Annotated in this window: 20 protein-coding genes; 6 read left to right on the forward strand and 14 right to left on the reverse strand. The window is 43.7% G+C overall.

Annotated elements, in window-relative coordinates; translation table 11 throughout:
• Positions 1-54: 54 nt before the first annotated feature.
• From aroF to FIS9605_RS0104115, 4 genes are all read right to left on the reverse strand, one after another.
• Positions 55-1,113 (reverse strand): 3-deoxy-7-phosphoheptulonate synthase, encoded by a 1,059-nt coding sequence (gene aroF / locus FIS9605_RS0104100; protein WP_026731448.1) that lies wholly within the window; start codon positions 1,111-1,113, stop codon positions 55-57.
• Positions 1,114-1,418: 305 nt separating this feature from the next.
• Positions 1,419-1,883 (reverse strand): PAM68 family protein, encoded by a 465-nt coding sequence (locus FIS9605_RS0104105; protein ID WP_026731449.1) that lies wholly within the window; start codon positions 1,881-1,883, stop codon positions 1,419-1,421.
• Positions 1,884-1,897: 14 nt separating this feature from the next.
• A complete protein-coding gene (rpsO, locus tag FIS9605_RS0104110) occupies positions 1,898-2,167 on the reverse strand; it encodes a 30S ribosomal protein S15 (protein ID WP_026731450.1) in 270 nt (89 codons plus the stop codon).
• Between the two features lie 121 nt (positions 2,168-2,288).
• On the reverse strand, positions 2,289-2,873 hold the full coding sequence (locus tag FIS9605_RS0104115; protein ID WP_026731451.1) for a hypothetical protein: 585 nt from the start codon (positions 2,871-2,873) through the stop codon (positions 2,289-2,291).
• 205 nt (positions 2,874-3,078) lie between these two features.
• Between FIS9605_RS0104115 and glpK the strand changes: the two genes are divergently transcribed.
• Positions 3,079-4,584: a glycerol kinase GlpK gene (gene glpK, locus FIS9605_RS0104120; RefSeq protein ID WP_026731452.1), complete on the forward strand. Its 1,506-nt coding sequence runs from the start codon at positions 3,079-3,081 to the stop codon at positions 4,582-4,584.
• A gap of 304 nt (positions 4,585-4,888) precedes the next feature.
• On the opposite strand, the gene bchB is transcribed toward glpK, so the two are convergent.
• A complete protein-coding gene (gene bchB / locus FIS9605_RS0104125; RefSeq protein ID WP_026731453.1) occupies positions 4,889-6,415 on the reverse strand; it encodes a ferredoxin:protochlorophyllide reductase (ATP-dependent) subunit B in 1,527 nt (508 codons plus the stop codon).
• 359 nt (positions 6,416-6,774) lie between these two features.
• On the opposite strand from bchB, the gene FIS9605_RS36200 reads away from it, so the two are divergent.
• Complete coding sequence (locus FIS9605_RS36200) at positions 6,775-7,050, forward strand: type II toxin-antitoxin system HicA family toxin (RefSeq protein WP_026731454.1); 276 nt, start codon at positions 6,775-6,777, stop codon at positions 7,048-7,050.
• A complete protein-coding gene (locus FIS9605_RS0104135) occupies positions 7,016-7,396 on the forward strand; it encodes a type II toxin-antitoxin system HicB family antitoxin (protein ID WP_026731455.1) in 381 nt (126 codons plus the stop codon). Before FIS9605_RS36200 ends, FIS9605_RS0104135 begins: the two co-directional genes overlap by 35 nt.
• 17 nt (positions 7,397-7,413) lie before the next feature.
• Here the strand turns inward: FIS9605_RS0104135 and FIS9605_RS0104140 are convergent, their stop codons facing one another.
• Complete coding sequence (locus tag FIS9605_RS0104140) at positions 7,414-7,764, reverse strand: NACHT C-terminal alpha/beta 1 domain-containing protein (RefSeq protein ID WP_026731456.1); 351 nt, start codon at positions 7,762-7,764, stop codon at positions 7,414-7,416.
• A gap of 110 nt (positions 7,765-7,874) precedes the next feature.
• Between FIS9605_RS0104140 and FIS9605_RS36205 the strand changes: the two genes are divergently transcribed.
• Positions 7,875-8,012: a hypothetical protein gene (locus FIS9605_RS36205; protein ID WP_231510231.1), complete on the forward strand. Its 138-nt coding sequence runs from the start codon at positions 7,875-7,877 to the stop codon at positions 8,010-8,012.
• A 115-nt stretch (positions 8,013-8,127) separates the two neighbouring features.
• Here FIS9605_RS36205 and FIS9605_RS0104150 read toward each other — a convergent pair whose 3' ends face one another.
• The 6 genes from FIS9605_RS0104150 to FIS9605_RS0104175 form a co-directional block, all read right to left on the reverse strand.
• Positions 8,128-8,652, reverse strand: a complete 525-nt coding sequence (locus FIS9605_RS0104150; RefSeq protein ID WP_026731457.1) for a tetratricopeptide repeat protein — start codon at positions 8,650-8,652, stop codon at positions 8,128-8,130.
• A 104-nt stretch (positions 8,653-8,756) separates the two neighbouring features.
• Complete coding sequence (locus tag FIS9605_RS0104155) at positions 8,757-9,632, reverse strand: transporter substrate-binding domain-containing protein (RefSeq protein WP_026731458.1); 876 nt, start codon at positions 9,630-9,632, stop codon at positions 8,757-8,759.
• Between the two features lie 3 nt (positions 9,633-9,635).
• Entirely contained in the window at positions 9,636-9,992 is a 357-nt protein-coding gene (gene rplT, locus FIS9605_RS0104160; protein ID WP_026731459.1) for a 50S ribosomal protein L20, read from the reverse strand.
• A gap of 22 nt (positions 9,993-10,014) precedes the next feature.
• Positions 10,015-10,212 (reverse strand): 50S ribosomal protein L35, encoded by a 198-nt coding sequence (rpmI, locus tag FIS9605_RS0104165; RefSeq protein WP_016878795.1) that lies wholly within the window; start codon positions 10,210-10,212, stop codon positions 10,015-10,017.
• Between the two features lie 154 nt (positions 10,213-10,366).
• Positions 10,367-11,449 (reverse strand): photosystem II q(b) protein, encoded by a 1,083-nt coding sequence (gene psbA / locus FIS9605_RS0104170; protein ID WP_026731460.1) that lies wholly within the window; start codon positions 11,447-11,449, stop codon positions 10,367-10,369.
• A gap of 239 nt (positions 11,450-11,688) precedes the next feature.
• Positions 11,689-12,036 (reverse strand): histidine triad nucleotide-binding protein, encoded by a 348-nt coding sequence (locus FIS9605_RS0104175; protein ID WP_026731461.1) that lies wholly within the window; start codon positions 12,034-12,036, stop codon positions 11,689-11,691.
• Positions 12,037-12,117: 81 nt separating this feature from the next.
• Between FIS9605_RS0104175 and FIS9605_RS0104180 the strand changes: the two genes are divergently transcribed.
• Entirely contained in the window at positions 12,118-13,650 is a 1,533-nt protein-coding gene (locus tag FIS9605_RS0104180) for a YifB family Mg chelatase-like AAA ATPase (protein ID WP_026731462.1), read from the forward strand.
• 6 nt (positions 13,651-13,656) lie between these two features.
• Here the strand turns inward: FIS9605_RS0104180 and FIS9605_RS36210 are convergent, their stop codons facing one another.
• On the reverse strand, positions 13,657-14,004 hold the full coding sequence (locus FIS9605_RS36210) for a GNAT family N-acetyltransferase (RefSeq protein WP_231510232.1): 348 nt from the start codon (positions 14,002-14,004) through the stop codon (positions 13,657-13,659).
• Between the two features lie 746 nt (positions 14,005-14,750).
• Here FIS9605_RS36210 and FIS9605_RS0104190 point away from each other — a divergent pair.
• Positions 14,751-17,147, forward strand: a complete 2,397-nt coding sequence (locus tag FIS9605_RS0104190; RefSeq protein ID WP_026731463.1) for a PhoX family protein — start codon at positions 14,751-14,753, stop codon at positions 17,145-17,147.
• Between the two features lie 79 nt (positions 17,148-17,226).
• On the opposite strand, the gene FIS9605_RS0104195 is transcribed toward FIS9605_RS0104190, so the two are convergent.
• Complete coding sequence (locus FIS9605_RS0104195; protein WP_026731464.1) at positions 17,227-18,009, reverse strand: SDR family oxidoreductase; 783 nt, start codon at positions 18,007-18,009, stop codon at positions 17,227-17,229.
• Positions 18,010-18,130: the final 121 nt, after the last annotated feature.

Genomic DNA, 18,130 nt, shown 5'->3' on the forward strand with positions numbered 1-18,130 from the left:
TCTGAATCAAAAATTCAGACGGAGCATTTGGTAGCCTTCAAAAACTTAAAACTGCTATGCTAAAGCCACAGCTGGTTGCGGCCAGCGCCCAACCGCTTTACCAATTACTCCCAGTTCTTGCATCAACTGATCGAAAGCCTCTGGTGTTAAAGATTGAGGGCCATCTGATAAAGCTTTCTTCGGATTGGGGTGAACCTCAATCATCAGAGAATCGCATCCAGCAGCAATAGACGCCATTGCCATTGAAGGTACATGAGCTGCCCAACCTGTACCGTGACTTGGGTCAATCATAATCGGCAGGTGAGTCAGGTTTCGCAACACTGGTATTGCTGATATATCCAGGGTATTGCGGGTGTACTGGCGATCAAAAGTACGAATTCCCCGTTCGCACAAAATCACATTTGGATTTCCCGCTGCCAGAATATATTCAGCAGCCATCAACCATTCTTCAATAGTTGCCGACATTCCGCGCTTGAGGAGAACAGGTTTTGGTTGTGCTCCCACTTTCTTCAGTAGGGAGAAGTTTTGCATATTCCTTGCCCCTACCTGAACTACATCGGCAATTTCTGCAATTTTATCTAAATCAGCAGCGTCCATAACTTCTGTAATGATGCCCAGTCCGCTGGCTTCTCGCGCCGCTGCAAGTAATTCTAAAGCGCTTTCACCATGACCTTGAAAGGCATAAGGCGAAGTCCGGGGTTTGTATGCGCCACCACGCAGAAACCTAGCCCCAGCCGCCCTGACGCGCCGCGCCGTCTCGACGATCATCTCCTCATTTTCGACTGAGCAAGGGCCAGCCACCACTACCAAGGGGTGGTGTTCGCCAAATGTCACAGCCCCATCAGGAGTGTTTACCACTACCTCAGAAGCTTCTCCGTGGCGGAATTGGCGGCTAGCTCGTTTGTAAGGCTGTTCTACCCTTAGTACTTGCTCAATCCAAGGGCTAACTTCCTGAATTTGTAACGGGTCTAAATCGGCAGTTTCACCTACTAGACCAATTACTACCTTGTGCTTACCAACTATTTTTTCTGGAGTCAGCCCCCAAGTAGTAAGTTCCTCACTGACGCGGTTGATTTCCGCCTCAGGGGAACCAATTTTCATAACTACAATCATGTTAGTTGCTAATTGCTAGTTGCTATTAGCTATTATCCAAGTAAGTGGACAAATATAAACATATAAAACATTATTTTGAGGGCCAAGCTTGGGAAGTCGTCCTGACCCTAAAATAGTTAAAAAATATAGCGCTCAGTGGTTTTGCTACTGCTAGTATTGAGTATAAAAAAATTATAAATTTTTAATTAGTTTAGCAATGTTGAAGTTTACGTTTCCCAACTTCAACATTTTTCTCAAACCTACCCAATACACGGAAAACATTAAATTCCCGAGTCAGTTGGCATCTGATATCTGAGCGCTATTAATTATATGTTCTTCTGCCGAGATTCACGCCAAGCTGACACCATCCGTCCCCAATTGGTGGTAAATTCATTCCAACCCAACAGAGTTCCGGTTCTCTCCTCATCCCAAGAAGCAGAAAGAGCACCGTAAGAGATTCCCAACACTCCCAAACCAAAAAATCCCATGTTCACCAATAACACGGCGACGGGAGGCAGTTTGATACCAGCTTGGGTCAAAAGCAGATAGCTGGCAATTAGGGTGAGAATACCCAAAGAAGTTGGGACTCCCGAGAAGCCAGCCACGCGGCGCATCATCCGTTGGCTGACTACCTGAGGTATTCCAACTTCTTCTTTGCTATAACGTGGCTTTTTCTTTTCCTTTTTTGGGGATTCTGGTTTGGCAGCAGTCGGTTTACTCGTAGCTTTGGCTGGTTTTTGGCGCTTTTTGTTCGGTTCAAAGGGTAAGCGTTCAGATTCTTCAGCAGACATAAGGCGGTAGTTTCCTATCCACGAATACCGAGACGGGCAATCAATGCTTGATATTTTTCCCGGTCGTCTTTCTGTATATAGGCTAAAAGACGTTTACGTTGACCGATCAACTTCAACAAGCCTCGACGAGAAGAAAAGTCCTTCTTATTGGCTTGGAGATGTTCACTAAGACGGTTGATACGCTCCGTCAGCATGGCAACTTGGATATCGGCAGAGCCGGTATCGGTTTCATGAACTTGGTATTGCGAGATTATCTCTTGTTTGCGCTGTTGCGTCAGAGCCATGATCCAATCAATTATTTCTTTCTAAATTTATGCAGCAGTTTCTCATATTATCACAGCCATCATGCGGTATGTTGTGGCACTGCTGCAAAACATAGATTAGGGCTAATCTTTCGGAGCCTAACTAGCCGCGAGTCCTTTCCAGCAGGAGCATCATCATCAAACTTAACAACACCTGCTTTTCTTCGCGATCGCTCATTTGCTCGACAGGTTTGATTGTAAATTTTCTGGAGAGAAAAGAAGGGATTTTCTCCAAACGCATCACAACTGTTCCGTCCTCACGGCTGACTAAATAGACTGGGTTAAACACATAACCACTGAATATCCCCACAATTGGGAGTTCTGCAAACAGAGCATCCATAACTTTGATCCAGGGGTTTTTTTCTTGGATGTTTAAGGTGGATGTTTCGCCATCAAAAATGTCATAACGCGCACGCCATAAAGATTTCATTCCTCGCCTTTTCACCGCACCAATAGGGATTTCGCTGGCGTCGGTGAAGTTATAGCGAGCTGAAAAGTCAATAATGCGATCGGCTTTTATGTAGTAGAGCGGTTGGGTTCGCTCGGTATCAGCAAAGACGGTAATTGCTTCCTTGAGTTTGAAGAGTTTCTGTCTAACGTAGAATACCAAATTTCCCTGAGCATCAACTACTGACATTTGGGGTGCAAATGCCCAGAATTTAAACGTGAGTTCAAGAGGATACTGCATATAAGTAATTAAACAGTGGAATTACTTATATTAATCCCAATTGTGAAAGCTATATAACAGAATTTAGGTTATAAATTTTTCTCAAAACCTAAGTATTTATGCCAAGCTAAGTTTCTGTTGGTAGCTATTCTACTTGAATGCGATCGCCTGCACTCACCGATTTCAACATATACTGATTTGACAAGAGCGCAAATTATTCAAAACAATGAGTAAAACCCTATCATCAGGATACGTCCTGGCACTGGATTTAGGTACAACAGGCAACCGCGCTTTTGTATTCGACGCTCTTGGCAAAATTGTTGGGCAGGCATACAAAGAACTAACACAGTATTATCCTCAGCCTGGATGGTTAGAGCATGACGCTGAGGAAATTTGGCAAGATACTTGCTGGGTGATGGAAACTGCGATCGCAAATGCCCAAATTGTCCCCAGTGATATTGCGGCGATAGGATTAACTGTACAGCGTGAAACCTGTTTAATTTGGGATAAAACCACCGGAAAACCTCTGCATCGGGCAATCGTTTGGCAAGACCGCCGTACTGCTCCTTTGTGCAATCAATTACAAGCACAAGGGTATGCTGAGGAGATTTACGATCGCACTGGTTTGGTTATCGACGCCTACTTTTCTGCTACCAAACTCAGATGGCTGTTAGACCATGTGACAGGTATTGACCTCAATCATGTTTTAGCTGGCACAATTGATACTTGGATATTGTGGAAACTAACAGGTGGAAAAGTTCATGCTACTGACCACAGTAACGCCAGCCGTACAATGTTGATGAATCTGGCAAGCTGTGCATGGGATCAAACTCTACTGGATTTATTTAAAATTCCTGTTCAGATCTTGCCCCAAATTCAGCCTAGTTTAGGACAATTTGGTGTCACCGATACTACTGTAATAAGTGCGGAAATCCCCATCACTGCTGTCTTGGGCGATCAACAGGCAGCTTTATTTGGTCACGGGTGCGATCGCCCTGGTTTAATGAAATGTACTTACGGCACTGGTAGCTTTTTAGTTGCTCACACTGGCTCAGAAATTGTGCGTTCTCAACGTCAACTCATCTCTACAGTGGCATGGACGCAAAACCACAATGGCAGTTTAGATGTGGGCTATGCCTTGGAAGGGAGTATGTTTACTAGTGGAGCATGCATCCAATGGTTGCGGGATGGCATCAAACTAATTAAAACTGCTGATGAGACAGAGGCGATCGCCAATCAAGTTGATGATAACGGCGGTGTATATTTTGTACCTGCATTTAGCGGACTGGGCGCACCCCACTGGGATATGAGTGCGAGGGGAGCCTTTTTTGGCATTACCGCAGCAGTGCGATCGCAGCATTTAGTTCGTGCTGTTTTGGAAGCTATTGCCTACCAAGTCAAGGAAGTCGTGCAAGCAATCAGTGGATCTAGCAGCGCACCCATACAGAAATTAACAGTGGATGGTGGTGCATGTGAGAATAATTTCCTCATGCAGTTCCAAGCAGATGTGTTAAGTATTCCGGTGGAACGTCCAGTTATGCGCGATACCACTGTTCAGGGTATTGCAATGGCGGCTGGTCTAGCGGCAGGATTTTGGGATAGTTATGAGGAATTGGTACGACAGCGGCAAATAGACCGTTATTTCTCGCCTGGTGTTGGCAGTGGATATGCAATAGCTAACTTTACCACTTGGCAAAAGGCAGTGGAACGGGCTAAGCATTGGGTGGAGTAAAAGGGATTGGGGATTAGTGATTAGGGACTGAGGATTGGATTTGACATTTTCCCCACACGCTGCTGCGCTTTGTGTGGGGATTGTCAGAATCATTTCCCAGGGTATTTTCTATCGCGCGAGAATTGGTATTACGCCCCAGCCCTTTCAAGGTGGATAGAAAAAGAACCATTATCTCAGTCAAGAAGCTATATTTCCTCTTTGTGTCTTTGTGCCTTTGTGGTGAAAAAATAATTTTTGAAACACCAAGACACTAAGACACCAAGAAATTTTCATTTTTCAGATTTACACCACCAAAGGGCTGGTATTACGCCCCTACAGCTTCCTTCGCAGCATACAGCACTTCAACCGTGATATCTTTGATGCCTCGCTCACGAGCAAATTTCTCGGTGTTGCGCTTTACTTTACCACGCACAAAGCCAGGAATCTTGTTCAATTCTGCTAGACCATCCTTAGTCCAGTTGAGGTCAGATTCAGCCGAAATGCCCTTGGTAATAACTTCCTTAGTGTCGTGTCCACCAAAAATTTCTAACAGGTGGTCTTCCATTCCTAAGGTGAAGGAATTGTATACCAAATCGGCAATTTGGTTAGTACCTTCGTAACCCATGAATGGCTTGTAACCAATGGGGAAGTTTTGGATGTGGATGGGTGCAGCAATCACACCGCAAGGAATATCCAGGCGCTTACCGACGTGGCGTTCCATTTGCGTACCAAAGATAGCAGCAGGCTCGACACGAGCGATCGCATCTCCAATTTGACCGTGATCGTCAGTAATAATAACTTCATCACAGTATTCGCTGACTTGTTCACGGAACCAATCAGCATCGTACTTGCAGTAGGTTCCAGCCCAGACAACGTGAATGCCCATTTCCCGTGCCAAAATTTTGGTTATGGCAGCGGCATGAGTATTATCACCAAAGACTACTGCTTTTTTGCCGGTCAAGTTCTGACAGTCAATTGAGCGAGAGAACCAAGCAGCCTGCGATACATGCAGGGTTTGCTCGTTGATGAATTCTTCGTAGTCTACATCAGCGCCTTGGTCGTTAACTACTTGCTGAATTTTACGTATGCAACGAGCAGTTTCTACTACACCCATTGGAGTAATGTCTATGTAAGGCATCCCGAATTCTGCTTCTAGGTAACGAGCTGCCATTACACCAAGTTCGCGGTAAGGCACGAGATTGAACCAAGCCCGAGGCAGATTCTTTAACTCGTGAACGGAAGCACCTTCAGGGATAACAGCATTTACCTCAATACCTAAGTCAGCCATCAACCGCTTCAACTCGGTGCAGTCGTGCTGGTTGTGGAAGCCGAGGGTAGAAATACCGATGATATTGACGGAGGGCTTTTCGGTTTTGCCTGCGGGGAGTTCGCCCTTTTTGCGAGCTTTTTCAATATAGAACTGAACAATTTGATGCAGAGTGCGATCGGCTGCTTGCAGTTCGTTGACGCGATAGTGGTTCACATCCGCTAGCATCACATCGCCTTTGGCTTCTAACTGCGCCCGTTCCACAAAGTTTTGCAGGTCTTCTTGCAGAATACTGGAGGTGCAGGTAGGGGTAAGAACAATCAGGTCTGGGGTTTCTTCCTTATCCTTGCGGGTGATGTTGTCTACTACCTTTTCTTGGGAACCGCGTGCCAAAACGTTGCGGTCAACAACACTGGCAGTTACTGGGGTGAAGTCCCGCTCTCGTTCAAGCATGGAGCGCATGACGTTAAAGTAGTCATCGCCCAATGGTGCGTGCATGATGGCATGAACGTTTTTGAAAGAACTGGCGATCCGCAGAGTGCCGATATGGGCAGGGCCTGCATACATCCAGTAAGCCAATTTCATGATAGTGTTCTCCCTTGAAATTAAACCAAGTGTGCCCGAATAAGAGGTGGACTTTTAGCGTTTAATTATTAAATCGTTTTTGATTCTCTCAAAAGTTCTGGCCTGGCAGTAGTTGGCTTCTTGTAAGTTTACATCCCCTACTAATGTCTGAAATGTCGTTGCTGATAAGGATTGGGGAATCGACTAAAACAACGTTTGTGTTGCTAAAGTTCAATAAAAATTAACGTTTTGCTAAATTCCTTAGCATTCGAGAACTTGTAAGGATTGATTGCGGATGGCGATCGCTGCAAGTTGTGACCGTAGCATAATTATGCTATTTTTTAGCATGAATGTGATACTATATATGATACTATCGCTCAATGAGCAAATTAAAAAAATTAGTGGAGGAATTTCTCAGGCGACCTCCAGAAGTCAGTTTTGATGATGTGCGCTATCTTTTAGAAGCTTTTGGCTTTGAAGAAAAAAGGTCTAAGGGTAGTCATCATAGTTTTAGAGACTCACTTGGTAGAACAATTACTGTACCCAAAAAAGGCGGACAAAAAGTTAAAGGTGTTTATGTTCAGCAAATAGTTGAATTGTTAAATTTACAAGAGTGGAGTGATGAAGACACTGAATCAGAAGCAGAAACAAACTGAAAAACCATCTCTAGAATATTATTTAAATCTTCAATATCCTGTGACTTTATATCCCGATACAGAAGGAGGATATGTTGCTCAGATTAAAGATTTGCCTGGATGTCTTTCTCAAGGAGAAACTTTAGAAGAGGCGATGGCAAATATAAATGAGGCGCGGGAGTTGTGGATTGAAACTGTTTATGAAGCCGGAGATGAAATTCCTTTACCTAGTAATGATGAAACTTATAGCGGTAAATTGTTGGTACGGATGCCAAAGTCTTTGCATCGTCGCTTGGTTGAAAAAGCAGAAGTAGAAGGTGTGAGTCTTAATCAATATATTGTTTATTTGTTGAGTAAATCGGCGTAATTTTTATTGATAACTGGCTATATTTCTCCAAGCCACCCAAACACATCTTCTACTAATTGGTTAGGAGTAAATAATTTTAACGGAAAATTACCTTTTCGTTCGTTGTTGATGACACAAATTGTCCCACCAATTTTACTGAGATTGTCAAAGAAAGAATCGCTTAATTTTTGGTTTGTTGATTGAATTTCGTCAAACACCAACATCAAGCTTTTATTGCTTTTACGTTTTAAGGAATTGTAATAAAGTTTCAGCGCTGCTATTGTTTCTGGGATTCCCCTTTCCCACTCTGGACATTCCCAGTCAAGCATTTGGTCGTAAATTTCGGGAACGGGGTTGTTGATGTCGATAGCAAAATAACCTCTTTCCACTGCGGTTCAAAAAGATGATACAAGCATTATAGACACTGTATGGGGATTGTGTGTGGGGAAATACCCAAAAAAACAATTGACCTCGTAAATAAAAATACGAGGTTAACAAAATGCCTACAAAGCAATTAAATTCCAAGCTGAGTCAGAAAGTTATCACTTTATTACTAGTCCTGAAAATCCTACTCATCGGTATCCAAGCTGAAAACCGCATTCAACAAGGAGACGCAGCCATCGAAGTCTTGATCTGAATGATTAACCAGTACATCCCCATACTGCAAAAAGCTGAGAATCTGGAGGATAAGAAGAAGAAATAGAAAAAACCCCATCCCTAAGCACTTCTTGGCTTGCGGGAGGGGTTCTAAATTACGCAGACACCAAACGCCGCAAAGATTCAGCACGGCGTTTGGCAGTGGAATTTTTCGGATCGTATTTGAGTGCTTCTTCGTAAGTTTGTAGCGCCTGAGCAGTTAAATTTTTGCGCTCGTAGGCATGACCAAGGTTATTCAATGCGGTTACATAATCAGGTTTGTTTTTCAGAGCTTCTTTATATTGACGGATTGCTATATCATACTGTTCTTGAGCAAAGTAAGCGTAACCTAACCCGTTGTAAATAACAGCAACATTTTCTTCTTCCTCTTCTTCTGCGGCTTTAATAGCTTTTTGAAACAGAGTCACCGCCTGGGAAAACAATTTTTTTTCGGAATAGATACTCGCTAATTCGTAATATTCTTGAGTCGTTCCCTTTTCTTTTGTGAGCTTGTTTCGCAAGCGCGAAAAGTTTCTTTCCAGCTTGCGATTTTTAAAAATCTGGGGAAAGACATTGATAACGGTAAGTAAGAGTATACCCACCAAAATTGAGAGATAAATAACTGCTAAATTGTTATCCATTGTCTTTATTAAAAATCTCTTCTGTATTTATTATCAGCCGTTCGCTACAGTCATTAGTCATTTGTACAAGTCTAATGGCCAATGACTAATGACCATTGACTAGTTTAAGGCAAACCCCAGTATTGAGCGCGTTGCTGGAGCCAACCTTCTTCTAGATAACGAGCGATCGCCCCATTTACTTGTCGTCGTAGTAGATCGTACTGCAATCCCTTGGGCATTACCACAGACAAGGGTTCAGTTGATAGCTTTGTTGGCAGTAGCCGATACTGAGGATATTGTTGCACCCAACCGCTCAGAACGCTGGTATCGGCGGCAAAAGCTACTACTGCATTACTTTGTAGGAGCGATCGCGCTTCTTGATAAGAATTAACTCCCACCAAGTCTGCTTGTGGCAAATAATATCGCACATCAGCAATAGTGCTGGAGTTGCTGAGAACAGCAATTTTTTGCTTTGCTAAGTCACTCAGCTTTTGTACAGATTTATCTTTTGCGATTAATCTTGTGCCATCAAAGTAATAAGGTATACTGAGATTCACCAAACGAGCGCGTGACTCTGTTGCTGTCACCCTAGCGATGGTGAGATCAACTTTATTGTCTAAAACTTGTGAGAGGCGATCGCGATTTGCTACAGGTTTCAGTTTGACAGCATTTGGTTTGCCTAGTAAATCAGCTGCCAACCGCTGGGCTAAGTCAATCTCCAAACCTTGCAGATTGCCATTCGCATCTCTAAATCCCAGCGGGCGTAAATTATCTTTGACAGCAATAGTTAAATAGCCTCGCCGCTGAATATCTGACAGTTCTGCGGCAGATGCTGATGATTGTATACCTGCAATTACAAGGGCAAATACCAGCAGGAAAATAATTATTTTACCGATAGTCCTAAAAAAGTAATTGTAGGAGTTAAGTTTTGGGTGTTGAGTTTTTCTCCCCATCACCCTATCACCCCATCTCCCCATCATTACTTGTTTAGGAATACTCATTGTTTAACTTTTGGCTTGGCTTGCCAACTCCGCAACTTTGCTGAAACCAGCTGGATCGAGGACTGCCATTTGCGCCAACATTTTGCGATTAAGTTGGATGTCGGCTTTTTTGAGATTACCGATAAACTGGCTGTAACTCATGCCATGCTGGCGAACAGCGGCGTTGATGCGGGTGATCCAAAGGCGGCGGAAGTCACGCTTGCGTTTTTTGCGATCGCGATAAGCATTCCGCAGTGCCTTCATAACCTGTTGATTGGCAGTTCTAAACAGGGTGGAGTGAGAACCGCGAAAACCTTTAGCGAGTTTGAGAATTTTTTTGCGGCGTTTGCGAGCAACGTTACCGCGTTTTACCCTTGTCATAGCTTAAATTTTCCTGAACAACTTACAAATAGGGGAGCATTAAGCGCACATTTTCTTCGTCACGCTCGTTGACAACAGCCATTTTGGAAAGCTTACGCTTCTTATTAGAGGTTTTGTGTTCGAGCAAGTGGTTTTTGAAAGCTTTGCGACGCACGATTTTACCGCTACCGGTGGCACGGAATCTTTTTGCCGCTGCTTTACGAGTTTTGAGTTTCGGCATTGACAGATTTTAAAACGACACAATCTAATATTTTACTACTTTTTTGTCTAGCATTAAGGCTAATCAAGCACAATTAAAAACAAAAACACCCTCCTGACGGAGGGCGTTTTTTATTTTTTGTAGAGGCGCGATTTATCGCGTCTCTACATGAAGATTAACCGTTGATAGCAGGAGCGCTGATTGCAACAGGAGCGACTTCAGCACTAGCTAAATCAAGAGGGAAGTTGTGAGCATTGCGCTCGTGCATAACTTCCATACCCAAGTTAGCGCGGTTGATGATGTCTGCCCAAGTGTTGATGACGCGACCTTGAGAATCAATTACTGACTGGTTGAAGTTGAAACCATTCAGGTTGAACGCCATTGTGCTGATTCCCAGCGCTGTGAACCAGATTCCAATTACAGGCCAAGCAGCCAAGAAGAAGTGCAAGCTGCGGCTGTTGTTGAAGGAAGCGTATTGGAAAATCAGACGACCGAAGTAACCGTGTGCTGCAACAATGTTGTAGGTTTCTTCTTCTTGACCGAACTTGTAACCGTAGTTCTGAGATTCGGTCTCGGTGGTTTCACGAACCAAGGAAGAAGTTACCAAAGAACCGTGCATTGCACTGAACAAGCTACCACCGAATACACCTGCTACACCTAACTGGTGGAAGGGGTGCATCAAGATGTTGTGTTCTGCTTGGAACACCAACATGAAGTTGAATGTACCGCTGATGCCCAGAGGCATACCATCAGAGAAGGAACCCTGACCTAAGGGGTAGATCAAGAAGACTGCGGTCGCTGCTGCTACTGGTGCAGAGTAGGCTACGGCAATCCAAGGACGCATTCCTAAGCGGTAGGACAATTCCCACTCACGTCCCATGTAGCAGAATACGCCAATCAGGAAGTGGAAGATTACCAACTGGTAAGGACCACCGTTGTACAACCACTCATCTAAGGAAGCTGCTTCCCAGATCGGGTAGAAGTGCAAGCCAATGGCGTTAGAAGAAGGTACAACAGCACCGGAGATGATGTTGTTGCCGTACATCAGTGAACCTGCAACAGGCTCACGGATGCCATCGATGTCAACGGGAGGTGCAGCGATGAAGGCAATGATGAAGCAGGTGGTTGCGGCTAACAGAGTCGGAATCATCAGTACGCCGAACCAACCGATGTATAAGCGGTTGTTGGTGCTGGTGATCCAATCGCAGAACCGCTCCCATACGTTGGCGCTACGAGCGCGTTGTAAGGTTGCTGTCATTGTTTTTATGAGTGCTTAACTTTCGTTAATAATTTGCGTAGGTCAAACTACCTACAATTACTAAATTAGAAGAAAGTTTGCGATTTGTAAAGCATATTTAATTAATTTGTGTTTATTTAAATTAATATTTTGCATAAATACTTTTGATTTTATATTGTTTACAGATTTTAATTTTTGAGTAAGCACTCATTTTTACCCCTAACCCCACCCTACTCTCCCTCTACTTTCCCGTCTCTATATCAACCAGGAGGCCATGTCATATGTCTTCCTCCCAGGATATGCAGGTGTAAATGGTAAACAGTTTGACCGCCATCAGGGCCAGTATTGATGACTAAGCGATAGCCATTTGTCAGTCCGGCTTGTTCAGCAACCCGCTTAGCAGTTAACAAAAGGTGCCCCAAAAGCGCATTATCATCAGATTCGGCATCAGCTAATTTGGGAATGGGTTTTTTGGGAATGACAAGGATGTGAACTGGTGCTTGCGGATTAATGTCTGTGAATGCCAGTGCCAAGTCATCCTCATAAATAATGTTGGCTGGAATTTCTCGACGAATGATTTTGCTGAAAATCGTCTCTTGATTTGTCATGTGTAATTTTTTATTTGTCATTTGCCAATTGTCAATGATAAGACAAAGGACAAATGACTAAATGACCAAGGAATAAGGATAATGCTTGCCAGAGTCTGGAGCGCATCAATTGTAGGTATCGATGCTGTGAAAGTGGGAGTGGAAGTAGATGTTTCTGGGGGTTTACCCGGGATTATCGTGCTGGGGCTACCTGACAGTGCTGTGCAAGAATCCAAAGAGAGGGTAAAGGCAACTCTGAAAAATGCTGGTTTTGCCTTTCCCATGCGAAAAATTGTGATTAATCTAACTCCTGCTGATTTACGCAAGGAAGGCCCTTGTTTTGATTTGCCTATTAGTGTGGGAGTTTTAGCGGCTTCTGAGCAAGTTAGTACTGAGTTGCTAGGAGATTATCTTTTCTTAGGTGAAGTTTCTCTGGATGGTAGCCTTCGTCCTGTGGCTGGGGTATTGCCCATTGCTGCTGCTGCCCACAAGATGGGAATTACAGGTTTAGTAGTTCCTGCTGATAATGCTCAAGAGGCTTCCTTGGTGGAAGGATTGGCGGTTTATGCTTTCAAAAATCTAGCAGATGTAGCTGATTTTTTGAATAATCCGGGACGTTACAAGCCCGAGCAATTGGATAATACTGTAGAGACGTTGCATGGAACGTCTCTACATGGTGCAGATTTGAAGGATGTGAAAGCACAGGCTCATGGTCGTAGGGCATTAGAAATTGCTGCTGCTGGCGGACATAATTTAATATTTGTAGGGCCGCCGGGAAGTGGTAAGACAATGCTGGCACGACGCTTACCGAGTATTTTGCCGCCACTAAGCTTTGCAGAAGCATTAGAAGTAACTCGCATTCACTCGGTAGCTGGTTTATTGAAAAATAGAGGCTCGTTAGTATGCGATCGCCCTTTCCGCAGTCCGCACCATTCCGCATCAGGCCCGTCTCTCGTTGGTGGTGGCACTTTTCCCCGTCCCGGAGAAATTTCTTTATCACATCTTGGGGTGCTTTTCTTAGATGAGTTGACAGAATTTAAACGTGATGTGTTGGAATTTCTGCGTCAGCCTTTGGAAGATGGCTTTGTAACGATTTCCAGAACCAGGCAATCGGTTATGTTTCCCGCTCAGTTTACTTTGGTAGCAAGTACCAATCCTTGTCCTTGTGGTTATTACGGCGATACCATCCAACAATGTACTTGTTCGCCACGCCAAAGAGAACAATATTGGGCGAAGCTTTCTGGCCCGTTGATGGATCGGATTGATTTGCAAGTTGCCGTGAATCGTTTGAAGCCAGAGGAAATTACCCAACAGCCGACGGGTGAATCTTCTGTAACAGTCAGAGAACGGGTGCAACAAGCACGCGATCGCGCATCCCAGAGATTTGAAAATGAACCACATCTGCGTTGTAATGCCCAGATGCAGAGTCGGCATCTGCAAAAATGGTGCAAGCTGGATGATGCCAGTCGTAACTTATTAGAAGGCGCGATTAAAAAATTAGGGTTATCGGCAAGGGCTAGCGATCGCATTCTCAAAGTAGCGCGTACAATTGCAGATTTGGCTGGAGATGAGAACTTGCAAGCCCATCACGTTGCCGAAGCAATTCAGTATCGGACGATAGATAGAATGCACTAAGCGTACTTAGAGATTGGAGTCATCGCAAATCCACATGGGTTCGACACTAGAAGCCTTTTGGAAGCCGCAGTGTTGATAGAAATCCACGGCATCTTTAACTGCAAGAAGAACCTGCTGGTGGTAGCCTGCGTAGCGACTCTGGAGTGTTTCTATGATGCGCCGTCCGATACCCTGACGGTGGAATGCAGGTCGCACCAACAGATGTGGATAGTATACAACTAATGCTCCGTCTGAGATGGCATTACCTAATCCTACAAGAGATCCAGCGTGCCATGCAGAAATAACTGATAACTGTATGTGAATTAGCAAGTGCTGTGAGAAGTTGCTCGGGCTTTGAAGCTGAAGACCAGCCACATTCTCTGTATAGTTGAATTACTGCGTCGCGAGGAAGATCCGCATTATCGCGCAACTCTACTTCAGCATTATACATACTTTACCTATCAACCTTGCCATCTAACTCTGACGAATCAGGAGAATGAGTTTTATTTTATGTTAAAGCGGCTTACACCACCTAAGTTTTAACAGTAATTCTCTTTCATCAATCTAAAATTTCGATGTCGGGATAGAGTGAGATATTTCCAATCCTTAATCAAAAATCAAAAATAGCATAACTTAGTTTTTACTTAATGGTTTTATTTTTTTGGTTTTAACAAACAATTACAGTAAATTTTGATAATTTTTTTTGCTTTTTGCCATAACCTAACTTCTCATAATCCAAGGTTAACTAATAATTAAATCCTGGCTAATAAATGATAAAACTTTGAGAAGCTTTGTTAAATATAACTTTTGACTAAGATCTTGAATATGCCGAATGGATGATGTTTATTTAAAAGCATAACTAGATATTTATAAAGCGAATCACAATTTTCAGCACCTGTAAGTGATTGATTGCTCTTTTTTTTAGCCAAATACATCATTTTGTGCCTGACAGATTAACCATAGGTTAAATCTAGGTTAATCACAACAATTTACCGACATATCTACCAATGATAAATCGGTTAATTTATCTTATTTGCTTCCATTAATTCCGACGATATGGCAAGCAAGAAAAAGGTTTTCAAGCTGAATGATTCTAGCTATTTCTATTAAGAGGAAGCTTAATGTCTAAATTTACACGGAGGCAGCTACTGGCTTTCTTTGGAGCAAGTGCTGGTACAGCTGTGCTAGCTCCTGCTTTGGCGGAAAAAGCTTTTGCTCGTAATCCTGGCTTTACTGGTGGGTTTAGACCGCTGAAATTTACTCCTGTGCGTTTGCCCCATCCTTTACCAATTTACACCCAGCAAAGCAGTTATCTACCTACGGGAATTGGGCAGGGAAACGTATTAAAACCTTCTGCTGATGCACAGTTAAGTAGCTACACCGTACTTGATGATGTTGTAGTACCGCCCGAATATGAACGGTATGTAATTGTACGTTGGGGCGATCGCGTCTTTCCCAATCAGGAAGAATATTTTGGTTACAACAGCGATTACACAACCTTTATTCCCATAGATGGCAGAAATCCCAATGATGGCTATCTTTGGAATAATCACGAATATGTCTCCTACCCATTTTCTTTTGTAGCACCAGGCACTTCAGAGGATTTAGAAGGGTTCCCCACGACTTACCCCTTAGTCATTGGGCAGAATTTACCCCAAGACAAAACTAATATCGAAACCTTGGGTGAATTCATGTATAACTTGGGTGGTTCTGTGGTGCGGATTGCCCGCCAAAACCGTAACGGACGTTTTGCTGTTGTTAGCGATCGCAATAACCGACGCATCCACGGACTTTCCGGTTTAGGTATTAACCGCCAACGCACTGATGGTTATCAAAATGTCACTTCTTGGGGTTCCAAAAGCTACCAGAAGGGAGACGACAATTATTTAATTGGTACTGGATCGGCTGCGACTGAAGTCTTTCCTCTGAGTTCTGACGGATTGGGTAACAAAATCATCGGTACCGGATACAACTGTTCTGGCGGTACAACTCCTTGGGGAACTGTTCTGTCTGCTGAAGAGAACTTCCAAGCTAGTTCAACCTTTTTCGTAGGTGTAACCGAACCTGTAAACAACAACGGAACACAGACACGCTACACCAAAGGCACGACGGGGGAAGCATTCGGCTTAGTTGGTGAAAAATACGGCTGGATGGTAGAAATCGATCCTGCTGATCCGAATTTCCGCCCTCGCAAACACACTGCTTTGGGTCGCTACCGCCATGAAAACATCGCCTTGCGCGTGGAACCAGGAAGACCGTTAGTTGGCTACCTAGGTGATGACCGACGCGGGGGTCACACTTGGAAGTTTGTCAGCCGAGATACAGTCAATTCTCCCACCGATAAAAACAACAGCCGCTTATTTGAAGAAGGGACTTTGTATGTAGCCTGTTACAATCCTGATGGCACGGGTGAATGGATTCCTTTAGAATTAAATACTCCTACCAATCCCATTCCACCGTCGGTACTTGCCTCCGTAGAAATTGCCAAATTAGGTAAAGCTACCAGAAATGGTAATACCCCTATTAGGCGTTTTGGGCCTTCTGAAGATCCAGCAGAGGATAGTGTTTTTGTAGGCGTTGATACGACTAATGAAGCTGAGATTCTGCCTGCTTACAAAGACAAGAAACTATCAGATTTTTACACAAGCCAGGGTGCTGTATTAGTTGATGCCTTTTTGGCTGCCAATTTAATTGGTGGAACTCCCACCGCCCGTCCCGAAGATATCGAAGTTCATCCCCGCACTAAGGAAGTATTTATCGCTTATACAGACGGTGCACCAGGAAGTGATGGATATCCGGATTCTCGAATTTTCATCGTTTCTAAGTACAGCGCTGATATCAACGCTGCCCAGCCTTCAGGGTCACTATTTAAGATTATCGAAGATAGTTTTGATGGCACAGGTACAACCTTCCGTTGGCAGCGATTTTCTAAAGGTGGAGAAGCGGGAAGTGAACCAGGAGATGGCTTTGCCAATATTGATAATCTTGCCTTTGATAGCCAAGGAAACATTTGGGGCTGCACTGATATGTCTACTGGGGCCCACAATGGTTTTAGCACTGGTGCTGAAGCAGAACCATTACTGATAGACCACAGAGTAGTAGGTGCTGAATCACCCAGTCAAATTGACTCTAATCTCAATGTAGAGACTTCTAATCTGATTGGAGTTTTTGGCAATAACTTCCTCTTCTTCATTCCTACTAGTGGTCCCGATGCTGGGGAAGTTATACCCTTTGCTTATGGGCCGCCGCGTTGTGAGTTAACCGGGCCTACTTTCGTCGGGGATACACTGATTATTTCTGTACAGCACCCCAGTGAAGAAGCGCCATTTACTCCCCAACAAACTCTCAGCCGAGATATTGAAATATTGAGCTTGGATGGCAGCAGTGTCTTTACCCAAAAACGCAGTGTACCGCGCGGCAGTAACTGGCCTAGCAACATTGAGGGTAATCCTCAAGGATCGCCACGTCCGGCAGTGATAGGGATTCGCCGCAAAAAGTCTAGCGATCGGTTTGTATAAATGTATTTTTCGTGGTGACTGTTAGTGGATAGTGGATAGTGGTAAACAACCAACTACTAACTACTAACTACTAACAATATCAAGCTTTCAACAACGATTCTCCGCCATCAATCCAAACTTCGGTGCCAGTGATGTGACTAGAAGCATCCGAGGATAGGAATAGTACCAATTGTGCTACTTGTTCTGGTGTTCCTGGTTTGCCATCAGTTAACGGAATTTCGCCTTCAGGAAACTCAACGGGTTCTTCAATCTCTTCTAGGTCAACTCTTTGTGTGCTTTGATTGATATTTGTGGCGATCGCACCAGGACAAATCACGTTCACACGAATACGATGTTTTGCCAGTTCTAAAGCTACCATCTTAGTGAAAGCGACTTGAGCAGCTTTAGTACAAGAATAAGCGGTTGCACCGGTGTTGCTAAAGGTGCGCGTGCCGTTGATAGATGATGTGATAACCACAGAACCACCTTGTCTTTTCAAATAAGGCACGGCATATTTAACTGTTAAAAAAGTTCCTTTTAAATTAACGTTTATTGTCTTATCCCAATCTTCTGGTGTCAGTTCTTCGATAGGTGCCCAAACACCATTAATACCAGCATTGGCAAACACAATATCCAAGCGTCCCCACTTGTCAATAATTGCTTGGATTGCTTGCTGCATTTGTTCTGGTTGAGAAATATCAGCAATCAATGGTATTGCTTCACCATTATTTTTGTTAATTTCAGTTACAGTGTCTTTCAATTCATCCTGAGAAAGTTCCAGTGCTGCAACTTTTGCACCTTCTTTGGCAAATAGCTTTGCTGTTGCCTTTGCGATACCGGAACCTGCTCCTGTTACCAGTGCTACTTTATCTGCAAGTTGCATATTTATAATTGTTGATTGTTGGTAGGTGTTAGTTGGTTGTTTTTCCAACTAACTACTGACTAAGTAACTGCTAACTCAATCCCTTATAGCTGTGTAACATGAAGCAATGCTATCATTCATA

The organism is Fischerella sp. PCC 9605 (genome assembly GCF_000517105.1).
GTDB lineage: Bacteria > Cyanobacteriota > Cyanobacteriia > Cyanobacteriales > Nostocaceae > PCC9605.

Coding starts and splice junctions, on each gene's coding strand:
- aroF (WP_026731448.1), bottom strand. CDS start 1,113: ATGATTGTAGTTATGAAAATTGGTTCCCCTGAGGCGGAAATCAACCGC.
- FIS9605_RS0104105 (WP_026731449.1), bottom strand. CDS start 1,883: ATGTCTGCTGAAGAATCTGAACGCTTACCCTTTGAACCGAACAAAAAG.
- rpsO (WP_026731450.1), bottom strand. CDS start 2,167: ATGGCTCTGACGCAACAGCGCAAACAAGAGATAATCTCGCAATACCAA.
- FIS9605_RS0104115 (WP_026731451.1), bottom strand. CDS start 2,873: ATGCAGTATCCTCTTGAACTCACGTTTAAATTCTGGGCATTTGCACCC.
- glpK (WP_026731452.1), top strand. CDS start 3,079: ATGAGTAAAACCCTATCATCAGGATACGTCCTGGCACTGGATTTAGGT.
- bchB (WP_026731453.1), bottom strand. CDS start 6,415: ATGAAATTGGCTTACTGGATGTATGCAGGCCCTGCCCATATCGGCACT.
- FIS9605_RS36200 (WP_026731454.1), top strand. CDS start 6,775: ATGAGCAAATTAAAAAAATTAGTGGAGGAATTTCTCAGGCGACCTCCA.
- FIS9605_RS0104135 (WP_026731455.1), top strand. CDS start 7,016: ATGAAGACACTGAATCAGAAGCAGAAACAAACTGAAAAACCATCTCTA.
- FIS9605_RS36205 (WP_231510231.1), top strand. CDS start 7,875: ATGCCTACAAAGCAATTAAATTCCAAGCTGAGTCAGAAAGTTATCACT.
- FIS9605_RS0104150 (WP_026731457.1), bottom strand. CDS start 8,652: ATGGATAACAATTTAGCAGTTATTTATCTCTCAATTTTGGTGGGTATA.
- FIS9605_RS0104155 (WP_026731458.1), bottom strand. CDS start 9,632: ATGAGTATTCCTAAACAAGTAATGATGGGGAGATGGGGTGATAGGGTG.
- rplT (WP_026731459.1), bottom strand. CDS start 9,992: ATGACAAGGGTAAAACGCGGTAACGTTGCTCGCAAACGCCGCAAAAAA.
- rpmI (WP_016878795.1), bottom strand. CDS start 10,212: ATGCCGAAACTCAAAACTCGTAAAGCAGCGGCAAAAAGATTCCGTGCC.
- psbA (WP_026731460.1), bottom strand. CDS start 11,449: ATGACAGCAACCTTACAACGCGCTCGTAGCGCCAACGTATGGGAGCGG.
- FIS9605_RS0104175 (WP_026731461.1), bottom strand. CDS start 12,036: ATGACAAATCAAGAGACGATTTTCAGCAAAATCATTCGTCGAGAAATT.
- FIS9605_RS0104180 (WP_026731462.1), top strand. CDS start 12,118: ATGCTTGCCAGAGTCTGGAGCGCATCAATTGTAGGTATCGATGCTGTG.
- FIS9605_RS0104190 (WP_026731463.1), top strand. CDS start 14,751: ATGTCTAAATTTACACGGAGGCAGCTACTGGCTTTCTTTGGAGCAAGT.
- FIS9605_RS0104195 (WP_026731464.1), bottom strand. CDS start 18,009: ATGCAACTTGCAGATAAAGTAGCACTGGTAACAGGAGCAGGTTCCGGT.